The 12,536-nt window shown below is 70.4% G+C and carries 11 protein-coding genes; 6 read left to right on the top strand and 5 right to left on the bottom strand.

Going from position 1 to position 12,536, the window contains the following annotated elements; translation table 11 throughout:
• Positions 1 to 29: 29 nt before the first annotated feature.
• Together ACFY36_RS17510 and ACFY36_RS17505 are read right to left on the bottom strand one after the other, a co-directional pair.
• Positions 30 to 863, bottom strand: coding sequence for a peptidylprolyl isomerase (locus ACFY36_RS17510; protein WP_499747005.1), 834 nt, complete (start codon positions 861 to 863; stop codon positions 30 to 32).
• 32 nt (positions 864 to 895) lie between these two features.
• Complete coding sequence (locus tag ACFY36_RS17505) at positions 896 to 1,762, bottom strand: peptidylprolyl isomerase (RefSeq protein WP_499747004.1); 867 nt, start codon at positions 1,760 to 1,762, stop codon at positions 896 to 898.
• A 131-nt stretch (positions 1,763 to 1,893) separates the two neighbouring features.
• Here ACFY36_RS17505 and ACFY36_RS17500 point away from each other — a divergent pair, with 131 nt between their 5' ends.
• Positions 1,894 to 2,580 (top strand): MBL fold metallo-hydrolase, encoded by a 687-nt coding sequence (locus ACFY36_RS17500; RefSeq protein WP_499747003.1) that lies wholly within the window; start codon positions 1,894 to 1,896, stop codon positions 2,578 to 2,580.
• A gap of 201 nt (positions 2,581 to 2,781) precedes the next feature.
• Positions 2,782 to 4,101 (top strand): histidine--tRNA ligase, encoded by a 1,320-nt coding sequence (gene hisS / locus ACFY36_RS17495; RefSeq protein WP_499747002.1) that lies wholly within the window; start codon positions 2,782 to 2,784, stop codon positions 4,099 to 4,101.
• Here hisS and ACFY36_RS17490 read toward each other — a convergent pair.
• A complete protein-coding gene (locus ACFY36_RS17490; RefSeq protein ID WP_499747001.1) occupies positions 4,088 to 5,245 on the bottom strand; it encodes a serine hydrolase domain-containing protein in 1,158 nt (385 codons plus the stop codon). The genes hisS and ACFY36_RS17490 overlap by 14 nt on opposite strands.
• A 117-nt stretch (positions 5,246 to 5,362) precedes the next feature.
• Here ACFY36_RS17490 and ACFY36_RS17485 point away from each other — a divergent pair, with 117 nt between their 5' ends.
• Positions 5,363 to 6,292 (top strand): acyl-ACP desaturase, encoded by a 930-nt coding sequence (locus ACFY36_RS17485; RefSeq protein WP_499747000.1) that lies wholly within the window; start codon positions 5,363 to 5,365, stop codon positions 6,290 to 6,292.
• A gap of 169 nt (positions 6,293 to 6,461) precedes the next feature.
• Here the strand turns inward: ACFY36_RS17485 and ACFY36_RS17480 are convergent, their stop codons facing one another.
• A complete protein-coding gene (locus ACFY36_RS17480; protein WP_499746999.1) occupies positions 6,462 to 6,734 on the bottom strand; it encodes a hypothetical protein in 273 nt (90 codons plus the stop codon).
• Positions 6,735 to 6,834: 100 nt separating this feature from the next.
• The gene (locus ACFY36_RS17475) at positions 6,835 to 7,338 is read right to left on the bottom strand and encodes a PaaI family thioesterase (RefSeq protein WP_499746998.1); all 504 of its coding nucleotides are present in this window, start codon (positions 7,336 to 7,338) and stop codon (positions 6,835 to 6,837) included.
• 56 nt (positions 7,339 to 7,394) lie between these two features.
• Here ACFY36_RS17475 and ACFY36_RS17470 point away from each other — a divergent pair, with 56 nt between their 5' ends.
• Genes ACFY36_RS17470 through cphA form a run of 3 tightly spaced genes read left to right on the top strand, consistent with a single transcriptional unit; the run spans position 7,395 to position 12,252 of the window.
• Complete coding sequence (locus ACFY36_RS17470; RefSeq protein ID WP_499746997.1) at positions 7,395 to 7,868, top strand: winged helix-turn-helix transcriptional regulator; 474 nt, start codon at positions 7,395 to 7,397, stop codon at positions 7,866 to 7,868.
• Between the two features lie 9 nt (positions 7,869 to 7,877).
• The gene (locus tag ACFY36_RS17465; protein ID WP_499746996.1) at positions 7,878 to 9,446 is read left to right on the top strand and encodes an MFS transporter; all 1,569 of its coding nucleotides are present in this window, start codon (positions 7,878 to 7,880) and stop codon (positions 9,444 to 9,446) included.
• 55 nt (positions 9,447 to 9,501) lie between these two features.
• Positions 9,502 to 12,252 carry a cyanophycin synthetase gene (gene cphA, locus ACFY36_RS17460; protein WP_499746995.1) on the top strand — a complete coding sequence of 917 codons (2,751 nt, stop codon included), beginning with the start codon at positions 9,502 to 9,504 and terminating at the stop codon, positions 12,250 to 12,252.
• Positions 12,253 to 12,536 lie beyond the last annotated feature (284 nt).

Below are 12,536 nucleotides of genomic sequence, written 5' to 3'. Positions count from 1 at the left end.
GCCGAAGCGCCGCCCCTTTCAGCAACCGATCAGGCCGCGGCCATCGTCAGCGACTTGATGTCGATCTCCTTCTTGGGGTGGCCGCCACCGGCCGACTCCTTGAAGGCGCCGTCGTCACCGGCCTTGACCACGCCCTTGACCACGTCGAGGCCCGAGGTGATCGTGCCCAGCAGCGTGTAGTTCGCCGACAGCTGGGTGTCCTCGGAGACGATGAAGAACTGGCTGCCCGTGCTGCCCGGCTGGCCGGTGTTCGCCATCGCGATCGAGCCCGCGGGGTACGGGTTCGTGGTGTCGGTCGGGAGGTTCTCCTCGGCCATGGTGTAGCTCGGGCCGCCCTGGCCGTCGGTCTCGCGGTAGCCCTTGCCGGTGGCGAACGGGTCGCCGCACTGGAGCACGCGGAACTTGTCCTCGTTGACGAGGCGGTGGCACTTGGTGTTGTCCCAGAACTTCTTGGACGCGAGGAACTCGAAGCTGGCCGCCGTGCAGGGCACCTTGGACTTGTCGACGTCGGCCTTGATCGTGCCGAGGTTGGTCTCGATGGTCAGCACGTCCTTGCCCGTGTTGGGCGCGGTCGCGGCCGGGGTGCCGACGTCCTTGGTCTTGCCGCCGCCGGCGTCCGGCGTCCATGTGCAGGCGACCTGGCCGGCGGGGACGCCGACCGCGTTGCTGGTGCTCTTCTTGTCGTCCTTGTTGAGCTGGGTGACGATGAGCACCCCGGCGCCGGCGATCAGCACGACCGCGATCGCCGAGCCGATGATGGCCTGACGCTGCCGGCGCTTGCGGGCTGCCGCGGCACGCTCGGACATCTCCTTCTCGAGCCGGGCCCGCGCCGCCGCGCGCTGCCGGTCCTTGATCGACGACACGGTGTTCCTCCTGCTGTGATCGGCCTAGGGGATTAAGACTGAGTGCTCGCCGACGGCGACGCGGGCACGGCCGCAGCCGCGTCGCCGACAGTCAGGCTCTTGATGGTGATCTTCGATTTCGGCTTCACCTTGTCGCCGGCCGCGTTGGCCACGGTCGGGATCTTGCTCATCTTCGTCACGGTGTCGAGGCCGCCCGCCACGGTGCCGACGATCGAGAACTCGGCCGTGGCCGGGCTGTAGTCCTTGGCGAAGATGAGGAACTGGCTGCCGTTGGTGCCCGGCGGATCGCCGATCAGGGCGACGGTGCCCTTCGGGTAGAGCGGTGCCGCGGCCGCCGTGCCGGTGGAGGCGGAGGGGCTGGGCTCGGGCGCGGCCGGCACGTTCTCGTTGTAGACGCTGTACGTCGGGCCGCCCTGGCCGGTGCCGCTCGGGTCGCCGCAGCGGATCGCCCCGTACGAGGTGATCTCGTGGCAGTCGGTGTTGTCGTAGAACTTCTTGCTCGCCAGGAAGGCCAGATCTTCGGCGCCGCAGGGCGAGAGCGTGTTGTCGAGACTGACCGTGATCGGGTCACCCTGGTTGGTGCTGATCGTCATGGTCCGCGTGCCGGAGGTCGGGATGCCCGTGGTGGGCGGTGTGCCGACGTCCTTGAGGTTGGTGTTGGCCGTCGCGCTCTGCGGCGTCCACGCGCAGATGTCCTCGGCGGCCGTGGTGTCGGTGTCGTCGGAGTCGAACGCCCCGCCGGCCCAGGCGATGCCGGCGACGATGAGCAGAACCGCCGCACCGGCCCCGACGCCCGCCAGCATGCGGCGGCGGCGGCGCTCCTTCACGGCTCGCCGGGCCATCTGCCGATCGAGCTTCGCCCGCGCCAGCTTGCGCTGCCGGTCCCTGCTGGATGCCACCGAAACCTGTCCTTCCTACGACCCTTGTCACACGCCCGCAAGAGTGTACGGGTACCTCCTGAGAAAGTGGTGTGCGACCGCCGGGCTACTCTCGTTACGATTTCGCTCTAATCCGTGAGAGAGGGGCCGTTGTGCTCGTCACCGGCTTTCCGGCCGATGCCTTCGGCACCAATTGCTACGTCGTGGCCACCGCGCCCGGCGAGCAATGCCTGATCGTCGATCCCGGCATCGGCGTGCTCGACCGCCTCGATGAGGTGCTGGCCGAGCACCGGCTGCACCCGGCCGCGGTGCTGCTCACCCACGGCCACCTCGACCACACCTTCTCCGTCGCGCCGGTGTGCGGCGCGCGCGGCATCACGGCGTACGTCCACCCGGCCGACCTCGAGATGCTGGCCGACCCGGCCAAGGGCCTCAGCATGGACCTCAACCAGCTGTTCGGCGGCCGCATCGAATATTCGGAGCCCGAGGACGTGGCCGAGCTGACCGACGGCGCCACGCTGTCGCTCGCCGGCCTCGAGGTGACCGTCGATCACGCACCGGGCCATACCGGCGGGTCGGTGCTCTTCCGGCTGCCCGGCGCGGGCTCCACGTGGGACGCAGAGCAGGTCTGCCTCTCCGGGGACGTCCTTTTCGCCGGCTCGATCGGGCGCACCGACCTGCCGGGCGGCAGCACCGAGACGATGCTGACCAGCCTGCGGGACAAGATCCTGCCGCTGGCCGACGACACCGTCGTCCTGCCCGGCCACGGACCGGCCACGACCATCGGCCGCGAGCGCGCCCAGAACCCGTACTTGCGGGAGGTGGGGTCTGGGTCGTGACTGAGGCGGGGCTGCGGCGTGGCCCAGATTCCGCCTGGCGGCGTCCCGGGAAAGCCCGGTTACAACCCCGGTAACCGAACTTTCCCGGGCCACCACCAGACGAAATCTGGACCTCGCCTCGCTCCCACCCCAGCCACGACCCAGACCCCAGACGCGCCGAGCCGCGGTCTCTGAAGACTTTTTTCCTAGGAGATTTTGAGAATGCCCATTTCCGGTTTTCCCGAATGGATGCCGCCGCAGCGCATGATCGAGCAGCGGGTGATCGACCGCGCGCGGGCAACTTTCGAGCTTTACGGCTATGCCCCTCTGGAGACCCGCTCGGTCGAGCCGCTGGAGACGTTGCTGAGCAAGGGTGAGACCTCCAAGGAGGTCTACCTGCTGAGCCGGCTGCAGGCGGAAGAGGGGCAGAAGAGCGACGATCAGCTCGGGCTGCACTTCGACCTGACGGTCCCTTTTGCTCGCTTTGTCACGGAAAATGCGGGCAAGCTCCAGTTCCCGTTCAAGCGCTACCAGATCCAGAAGGTGTGGCGCGGCGAGCGGCCGCAGGAGGGCCGCTACCGGGAGTTCCTCCAGGCCGACATCGACGTGGTCAACCGGGGGATGCTGCCGTTCCACTACGACACCGAGATGCCCTTGGTGATCGGGGACGTGCTGAGCGGGCTGCCACTGCCGAAGGCGCGCATCCAGGTCAACAACCGCAAGGTCTGCGAGGGCTTCTACCGGGGCCTGGGCCTGGAGGACACCGCCCAGGTGTTGCGCGTCGTCGACAAATTGGACAAAATCGGGCCGAAAGCCGTTATAGAGCAGCTTGTCGGAACTGCGGGCGCGACGGAAAAGCAGGCCGAAGCGTGCCTCCAGCTCGCGGAAATCTCCGCCGAGGACGGGTCGTTCGTCGACGCTGTGCGCAAATTGGGCGTATCGGATGATCTGCTCGACGAAGGACTCGAAGAGCTGCTCCAGGTGGTGGAGACGGCCCGTGAGATCAACCCCGGCCTGGTCGTGGCCGAGCTGAAGATCGCGCGCGGCCTCGACTACTACACCGGCACGGTCTACGAGACCCAGCTCGAGGGCTACGAGCGGTTCGGCTCGGTCTGCTCCGGCGGCCGCTACGAAAATCTGGCCACCGTCGGCAACGAGAAGTTCCCCGGGGTCGGCATCTCGATCGGCGTCTCCCGCATGCTGGGCGTCCTGTTCGGCCAGAACGCCCTCGCCGTCTCCCGCTCGGTGCCGACCTGCGTGGTCGTCGCGCTGCCCAACGAGGAGCTGCGCCGCGCCTGCGACCGGACGGCGGCCGCGCTCCGCAAGCGCGGCATCCCGGCCGAGGTGGCGCCGACCGCCGCCAAGTTCGGCAAGCAGATCCAGTACGCCGACAAGCGCGGCATCCCGTACGTCTGGTTCCCGGGCCGCGAGGGCGAGCCCGACACCGTCAAGGACATCCGCTCGGGGGAGCAGGTCGAGGCCGACGCCACCACCTGGGAAGCGCCGGCCGCCGACCTGCACCCGGTGGTCAGCGGGTCCTGAACGGATTGATGTAGGTCGACTTGAGCGTGGCCGCCTGGTCACCGCAGAGCGCGGTGGCCAGGAAGTCGATCACCGCAACGTCGATCGGGTGGGCCTCGTCCGGCGAGGTCTGATAGAAGGACATGCTCTGCGCGTACGTCACCTGGCGCACCCCGTCGGCGCTGTGCCAGGAGACCGTGACGTGGCCGATGGTGCCGCCGTCGTGGCCCCAGATCCGCCCGCACGGCAGATCAACGTAGTAGAGCCCGAGCCCGTATCCGCCGCCCGTGCCGTCCGGCACCGTCGTCTGCATCTGGGCCAGCAGCGACGGCTTCAGCACCTTGCCGGTCAGCAGCGCGCGGTAGAACACGTTCAGGTCGCGCGCGGTCGACACGATCTCGCCCGCGGCCCAACCCCACGTCATCTTGCAGCGGGTGAAGTCGCGGAGCTCGCCCTCGTACCACGGCACGTAGGCGTGCATGTGCGGCCCGCGGATCAGCGGGTCGGCGCCCTCGAAGTAGGTGTCCCGCAGCCCGAGCGGCTTCAGCACCCGCTTCGTGATCTCACTGCGGTAGCTGTGCCCGGTGACCTTTTCGACGATCAGGCCGGCCAGCACGTAGTTGGTGTTGGAGTACGAGTACACACCGGGCTCGGTGGGCGCGGCGGCCAGCCCGATCCGGGCCAGCTGCTCCGGCCGGTAGACCGTCTCGCACAGCGTGACGACGTCCTCCGCCGTCTTGATCAGCTCGCTGTCGTAGTCGCCGATCCCGCTGGTGTGGTTGAGCAGTGTCCGCACGGTCACCCGGCGGCCGACGTCGGCCGGCACGAGCCGGGGGAGATAGCGCCCGATCGGCGCGTCCAGGTCGAGCCGGCGCTCCCCGGAGAGTTGCAGCACGGTGGTGGCCAGGAACGTCTTCGAGATGCTGCCGACGCGGTGGCGCAGGCCGTCGCGGACCGGTTCGCCGGTGGCCACGTCGATCACGCCGGTGGTCGGTGTCCAGCGTTTCTTCCCGTCGCGGACCTCGGCGAACGCGCCCGGCATCCCCGCCGCGTGCACGGCATCCAGTTTGTCCTGAAGAACGGAATTGTCGGAAGCGACGGCCGGAGCGGCCGGGGCGATCATCCCCGCGGTGACGATCAGAGCGATGAGCGCACGTCGTAACAAGACTGCCTCCTCGATGGTCGGTCGGATCCATCCATAGTCGTCGACGCGTGCCAGTGGCGGCCCGGCTCACAGGAGTGGGGAGTAACCTACGGTTGCGTAACCGTAGGGAGTGATCGTATGGATCAGACCGCCTTGCTCATCGAGCTCGAACCCGTCGTCGCGACGAACCTCGACCGGCACCTGTCGCTGGCCAAGGAGTGGTTCCCGCACGAGTACGTGCCGTGGAGCGACGGCCGCACCTTCGACGGCCTGCTCGGCGGCGATCCGTGGCTCGAGGACGACTCGAAGATCCCCGACGTGGCCCGCACCGCGCTCATCGTCAACCTGCTCACCGAGGACAACCTGCCCTCGTACCACCACGAGATCGCCACGCTGTTCGGCCGCGACGGCGCCTGGGGCACGTGGGTGCACCGCTGGACCGCCGAGGAGGGCCGGCACGGCATCGCCCTGCGCGACTATCTGACGGTTTCCCGCGCCGTCGACCCGACCGAGCTCGAGCGGGCCCGCATGTCACACATGCAGGCCGGTTACAGCAACGGCCACCCCGACGAGATCCTCCACTCGATCGCGTACGTCGCCTTCCAGGAGCTGGCCACCCGCATCTCGCACCGCAACACCGGCAAGGCCACCGGCGACCCGATCGCCGAGCAGTTGCTGGCCCGCGTGGCCGCCGACGAGAACCTCCACATGGTCTTCTACCGCAACCTGCTGGCCGCCGCTTTCGACCTCGACCCGAACCACGCCATGCGCGCCGTCACCGACGTGGTCAACGCGTTCGAGATGCCCGGCGCCAACATCGAGGGCTTCGGCCGCAAGGCGTTGTCGATCGCCCTGGCCGGCATCTACGACCTGCGCCAGCACCGCGACGAGGTCCTCCAGCCGGTGATCCGCCAGTGGAACATCTTCAACCGCACCGACCTGACCGGCGAAGGCGAAAAGGCCCGCGAGGAATTGGCCGCTCATATGGCCGACCTGGAGACGCAGGCGGCGCGGTTCGAGGAGAAGCGCGAGGCCAGGCGCCAGCGTCTGTTGAAGAAAGCCAACTGAGCCAACTTCAGAGGTACGGGATCAGCGAAGAGCCCCCGCCGTAGGGACCAGCGCCGTCGTGGTCCGGGCCGTCCCCGGCTTCCGGGCTGTCCTGCAACGCCCGCGCCTGGCGGCGCTGACTCACCCCCGAACCCGCCGGCGTGTGGGCGCCGTCCCCGGCGCTGGGCTTTCAGGCCGGTGTGCCGACCGTGGCGGTGGCGAACTCGTAGTCCTCGTCGTCGGCCATGGAGGCCGAGTTCGCCGGGGCGGTGGCCAGGCTCAGGGTCAGGAAGCCCTCGTAGGTGGCGCCGTCCAGGTGGAGCAGGCGGTCGCCCAGATCCAGGTAGGCGCGGCCCATCAACGGGACGAAGCGGGGCGGGCCGTCGTCGTCCCGGTCGAGGTGGCCGGGGAGCAGGATCTCGTTGAGGTGGGCGCCGTCGAGGGCGGCCAGCAGGGGATTCATGGTTTGAGCTTTCGTTGCAGGACAGCCCGGCAGCCGGCAACGGCCCGGACCACGACGGCGCTGATCCTTACGGCGGGGGCCCTTTGCCAACCCCGTACCTCTAAAGGTTGAAGAGCATGCAGCTCGACATAGCTTGAGCCACGAGGCGGTTTTGGGAGTCGGTCAGGCGGGCCTCGGCCAAAGCTGTGCGGCGGCCGCTCTGCAGGACGCTTCCGGTGCAGGTCAGGCGGCCGGAAGCCAGGGTGACCGGGCGGAGGAACTTCACGTTGAGGTCGAGGCTGGTATATCCGACGCCGGCCGGCAGGGTGCTGTGGACGGAGCAGGCGGCGGCGGTGTCCAGCAGGGTGGAGATGACGCCGCCGTGCATGGTGCCCAGGGGGTTGTAGTGGAACTCCTGCGGGTCCAGATAGACGGTGACCGCGCCCTCCTCGACGTGCATGCCGGCCGAGTCGATGAGCTGCATGATCGGCGGGGCGGGTAGCTCACCCGAGGCCATCGCCCGCAGGAGCTCCAGGCCGGTGCGGCGGCCGATGAGGTCAGCGTGGAGGGCGGGGTCGGTCCAGCTGAAGGTCCGGGTGCGCGCGTCCTGCTGGGTCTGGGTCATGGACGCAGCCTCGCAGCCGTTTGCTGAGTCTGTCCAGTGGACTTAGCCTAGGTGTCATGAATTCCACAGAGGCGCTCAACTGGTCGGTCGATGCCTGCACGATCGAGCGGTCCATGGCGATCCTCGGGGAGAAGTGGACCGTGGTGGTGCTGCGGGAGATCTTCAGCGGCATCCGGCGCTTCGACGACATGCGGGTGCGGACGCACATTCCGCGGCAGGTGCTGACCAACCGGCTGGCCACGCTGGTGGAGAACGGGGTGCTGCGCCGGGAGCCGTACCAGGAGCCGGGGGCGCGGGTCCGGCACGAATACCGGCTGACGGCCAAGGGGTTCGACCTCTACCCGGTGATGATCGCGGTGGCCGCGTGGGGCGACCGGCACCTGGCCGACCCCGACGGGCCGCCGCTGCGGTTCGAGCACCGGGACTGCGGTGACGAGGTGGGTGTGCGGGTGGTCTGCGAGGGCGGCCACCCGGTCGGCGACTACCGCGAGGTGCTGCCCCGTCCGGGGCCGGGAGCGCGGCGCCGGTAGATTTCGCGGGTGAGTCCATGGTCGCCGCTGCGGGAGCGGGTCTTCCGTAACCTCTGGATCGCGGTGCTGGCCGGCAACGTCGGCACATGGATGCAGACGGTCGGGGCGCAGTGGCTGGTGGTGGGCGAGCCGGACGCGGCCACCTGGGTGTCGCTCGTGCAGACCGTGACCATGCTGCCGGTGTTGCTGCTGGCCCTGCCGTCGGGGGCGCTGGCCGACGCGGTCGACCGGCGGCGGCTGCTGCTGGCCGTGCAGATCGGGCTGTTCGCGGTGGCCGGGGTGCTGACCGTCCTGACGATCCTCGATCTGATGCCGCCGGCGTTGCTGCTGGTCTTCACGTTCCTGCTGGGGGTGGGGCAGGCGCTGACCCTGCCTACGTGGCAGGCGGTGATCCCCTCGCTGGTGCCGCGCGATGAGCTGCCGGCGGCGTCGGCGCTCGGCGCGGTGAACACCAACCTGGCCCGCTCGGCCGGGCCCGCGGTGGCCGGCCTGCTGGTGGCGCAGACCGGGTCGGCCACGGTGTTCGCGATCAATGCTTTGTCGTACGGGGTTTTCGCTCTGGCCCTGGTGACGTGGCGGCGTCCCGTGCGTCGCCCGGCTCATCCCGAACATTTCGGGCAGGCGGTGCGGGCCGGCGGGCGGTATGTCCGCTACTCGCCCGTGGTGCTCCGCCTGCTGGCCCGGATCGTTCTCTTCGTCGTGCCGGGCGCGGTCGTCTGGGGGCTCCTGCCGCTGGTCGCTCATCAAGAGCTGCACATGGGGGCGAGCGGCTACGGCATCCTGCTCGCCGCGCTCGGGGCCGGCGCGATCGCGGGCGCGCTGCTGATGCCCCGCATCCGGCGGGGGCTGTCGCCGAACCGGCTGATCGCGCTGGCCGGGGTGGTCTACGGCGGGGCGCTCGTGGTCACGGCGCTGGTGCCGAACGCGATCGCGGTGACGGCCGTGCTGGTGCTGGCCGGGCTGGCCTGGATGACGCTGGTCTCGCGGATGAACGCGACCCTCCAGCTCTTCCTGCCGAACTGGGTGCGGGCCCGCGGCTTCGGGATCTATCAGGTGGTGTTCGCCGGGTCGCAGGCGCTCGGCGCGCTGCTCTGGGGTCAGGTCGCCTCGCTGTTCGGCCTGGACACGGCCTTTCTGGCCGCGGCCGTGGCGCTGCTGGCGGGCACGGTGACGATCGTGTGGTGGCCGGTGCACGAGCAGGACGGGGCCGACCGGAGCCCGGCCATCTTCTGGGCCGAGCCGCACATCATGCTCGAGCCGCATCTGGACGAGGGGCCCATCCTGGTCACCGTCGTCTACCGGGTCTCGTCCCCGAAGGCGGCCGAGTTCCTGGCCGCGATGGAGGCGGTGCGGGGTTCGCGCCAGCGCACCGGGGCCTCGCGGTGGGGCCTGTTCCGCGACGGCGAGGAGCCGGGCAGGTTCGTCGAGGTCTATCAGGTGCCGACCTGGGAGGAGCATCTGCGCCAGCACGAGGGCCGGATGACCGGCAGCGACGAGGAGACCGAGCGGCGGGCTCTCGAGCTGGCCGACGGGCCGCCCGAGGTCACCCACCTCCTGCCCGCCCATAACGACGATTAGCCGGATGTTTCGGTTTTGTTCCGATTAGCCTCCTAGTGAAGGGGGGGCGCGTCGCATGAAGATCGAATCCCTGCGCCGGCTGCGCGGCCCGAACGTGTACCTCTCCCGGCCCGCCGTGGTCGCCCGGTTGCGGCTCCACGAGCTCACCGGCGTGGAGACCTCGGACGTGACCGGCTTCGCCGAGCGGCTCCTGCGGGCGCTGCCGGGGCTGGCCGAGCATCACTGCGCGGCGGGCGCGCCGGGCGGGTTCGTGAGCCGGTTGCGCGGGGGCACGTACTTCGGGCACGTCACCGAGCACGCGTGCATCGAGCTGTCCCAGATGATCGGCCGCGACGTGAGCTTCGGCCGTACGGTCTCGGCGGGCGCACCCGGCCTCTACGACGTGATCATCGAGTGCCCCGTGGACGAGTCGCCCGATTCGACGCTGCCGGGGGAGCTGCTGCAGGCCGCTGTCGATCTCGTGGTCGACGCCCACGCCGGCTCTTTCAGCGGGCGCATCGAACTCTCCCGGCTGACGGAGCTCGCCGAGCGGGAGGCCGCCGGGCCGAGCACGCGGGCGATCATCACGGCGGCCCGGCGGCGCGGGATCCCGGTCGAGCGCTTCGACGACCTCAGCCTGCTGCGGCTCGGGTGGGGTGTGCGGCGGCGGCTGGCCTGGGCCGCGATGACCGACCGGACCAGCGGGGTCGGCGTCGACATCGCCGGTGACAAGCAGGTGACCCGCCGGCTGCTGGCCGAGGCGGGAGTGCCGATCGCCGAGGGCGGCCCGGCCCGTACGGCGTCCCAAGCGGTTGATCTTCTGGTCCGCCTCGGCGGGCCGGTCGTGGTCAAGCCACGACAGGGCCGGCACGGCGACCACGTGACGCTCGACGTGAGCACCGCCGCCCAGGTCGAGCGGGCCTTCCGCGCGGCCGGGGAGGACGTGATCGTGGAGCGGCAGCTCGGCGGGCGCGACTACCGGGTGCTCGTGGTGGCGGGCGAGGTGGTGGCGGCGGCCGAGCGGATCGCCGCGCACGTGGTCGGCGACGGGCGGGCCACGATCGCCGAGCTGATCGAGCGGACCAACGCCGACCCGCGCCGCGGCGCCGGCCACTCCCGGGTGCTGACCCGGGTGGAGGCCGACGAGGAGTTGCTCGAGCGGCAGGGATGGGCGCTCACGGGCGTACCTCCGAGCGGGGCCGAAGTGTGGCTGGCCGCGACGGCGAATCTCTCGACCGGCGCCACCAGCCACGACGTGACCGACCGGGTGCATCCCGACGTGGCCCGGCTCTGCCTGCGGGTGGCCGCGCTGCTCGGGCTCGACATCGCCGGCATCGACCTGCGGCTGCCCGACATCGCCGAGCCGGTGCCGCCGATGGTCGACGGCGGCGAGGTCACCGGCGGCGTCCTCGAGGTCAACGCGGTGCCGGGGCTGCGCATGCACCTGGCTCCCGTGCGCGGCCGGGCCCGCGACGTCGGCGACGCGATCGTGCGCGCGATGTTCCCCGGCGGCTCCGACGGGCGCGTTCCGGCCGCGGCGGTCACCGGCACCAACGGCAAGACCACGGTGGCCCGGCTGACCGCGCACCTTCTGGCTTCCGGTGGTACGCGTGTGGGACTGACCACCACGGACGATGTGCGCGTGGGGGGCCGGGTGATCTACCGGGCCGACGCCACCGGGCCGCTCTCGGCCCAGATGGTCCTGGGCGACCCGAGCGTGCAGGTGGCCGTGCTGGAGACCGCGCGCGGCGGGCTGATCCGCCGTGGCCTCGGCTACGACTGGTCGGACGTCGGCGTGATCACCAACATCACCGCCGACCACCTCGGCCAGGACGGCCTGGAGACGATCGAGGACCTCGCGCACGTCAAGGCGCTGGTCGCCGAGCGGGTCCGTGAGGGCGGCACGCTGGTGCTCAACGCCGACGATCCGTGGGTACGCAACCTGGTCGAGCGCCCGCGGGTGCGGGCCGACCGCAAGCGGGTCGTCTGGTTCGGGCTGGACGCGCGCCAGCCGGTGGTGGTCGAGCATCTGGCCAAGGGCGCGACCGCCTATCTGCTCCAGGACGGCTGGCTCACCCAGGCCACGGGCGCCCGGCGCACGCCGCTGCTGCGGATGGCGGAACTGCCCGGCGCGTACGGGGGCGCGGCGCCGCACGTGGTGGCGAACGCGCTCGCGGCGATCGCCGCCGCCCGCGCGCTCGGCGCGGGGCAGGACGACGTGGTCCGCCGCCTGGCCGAGTTCGACTGGGTGGTCGACAACCCGGGGCGGGCCACGCTGCTGCGGCTCGGCGACGTGTCGGTCTTCGTGGACTACGCGCACAACCCGGCCGCGCTGGCCGCGACCCTGCGGACCCTGCACAAGCTGTGGGGGCCGGACCGCTGCGTGGTGGCGCTGACCCTGCCCGGCGACCGGCGCGACGACCTGCTGGCGGCAAGCGCCCAGGTGGTCGCCGACGGCGTCACCCGGGCCGTGCTCTACGAGGACGAGGATCCGGGCGGCCGGGCCCGGGGCGAGATGTCGGCGCTGGTGGAGAGGGAGATGCGGGCCCGGCGCCCGAAACTCACGGCGGTGCGGGCGCGGGGATACGAGGAGGCGGTGCCGGCGGCGCTGCGGCTGGCCCGCTCGGGCGACGTGGTGCTGATCATCTACGAGAAGCTCGAACCTGTGCTCGACCTGCTGGCCCGGCTCGGCGCCCTGCCGGTGGGGGAGGCGCCCGTGCCGGTGCGGCTGGCGCCGCCGAAGCGCCCGTCGCCGGCGTCGGTGCTGTTCGGGAACGTTCCCACGGCGGGCCGACACGCCGCGTATTCAGGTTGGCACGAGAAATAGACTGATCAGCGGAGGTCGTCACCCGATCAGCGGGGGTTGCTCAGGTCAAGGCTTCAACAATTGCCCTACGGTAAGTAATTGTTGGTGATCGTTGCCTTCGGCGCTCCGTTACCTGTCGGCGACCTTCAGTTAAGCGGCTCTTAAAGGGCTGCGGGATTCTCGTTCCTGCCGCTACTTCCGATGAAGCGGGCATTCTCCGGCTTATGTGGATATGTCAGCCTGCACGGAGTCGGAGATCCGACTTTCGGAGGGTTCCCCCAGGCGCGCCACGGCCGGGATCCGGC

Source organism: Actinoplanes sp. NPDC000266 (assembly GCF_042899005.1).
Lineage (GTDB): Bacteria > Actinomycetota > Actinomycetes > Mycobacteriales > Micromonosporaceae > Actinoplanes.
The sequence above is the reverse complement of the archived record's forward strand: the minus strand, read 5'-3'. Positions and strand labels throughout refer to the sequence as shown.

What these genes read in the sequence shown, in the direction of transcription:
- cphA (WP_499746995.1), top strand. Translation starts at nt 9,502, where the DNA reads ATGAAGATCGAATCCCTGCGCCGGCTGCGCGGCCCGAACGTGTACCTC.
- ACFY36_RS17470 (WP_499746997.1), top strand. Translation starts at nt 7,395, where the DNA reads ATGAATTCCACAGAGGCGCTCAACTGGTCGGTCGATGCCTGCACGATC.
- ACFY36_RS17485 (WP_499747000.1), top strand. Translation starts at nt 5,363, where the DNA reads ATGGATCAGACCGCCTTGCTCATCGAGCTCGAACCCGTCGTCGCGACG.
- ACFY36_RS17480 (WP_499746999.1), bottom strand. Translation starts at nt 6,734, where the DNA reads ATGAATCCCCTGCTGGCCGCCCTCGACGGCGCCCACCTCAACGAGATC.
- hisS (WP_499747002.1), top strand. Translation starts at nt 2,782, where the DNA reads ATGCCCATTTCCGGTTTTCCCGAATGGATGCCGCCGCAGCGCATGATC.
- ACFY36_RS17475 (WP_499746998.1), bottom strand. Translation starts at nt 7,338, where the DNA reads ATGACCCAGACCCAGCAGGACGCGCGCACCCGGACCTTCAGCTGGACC.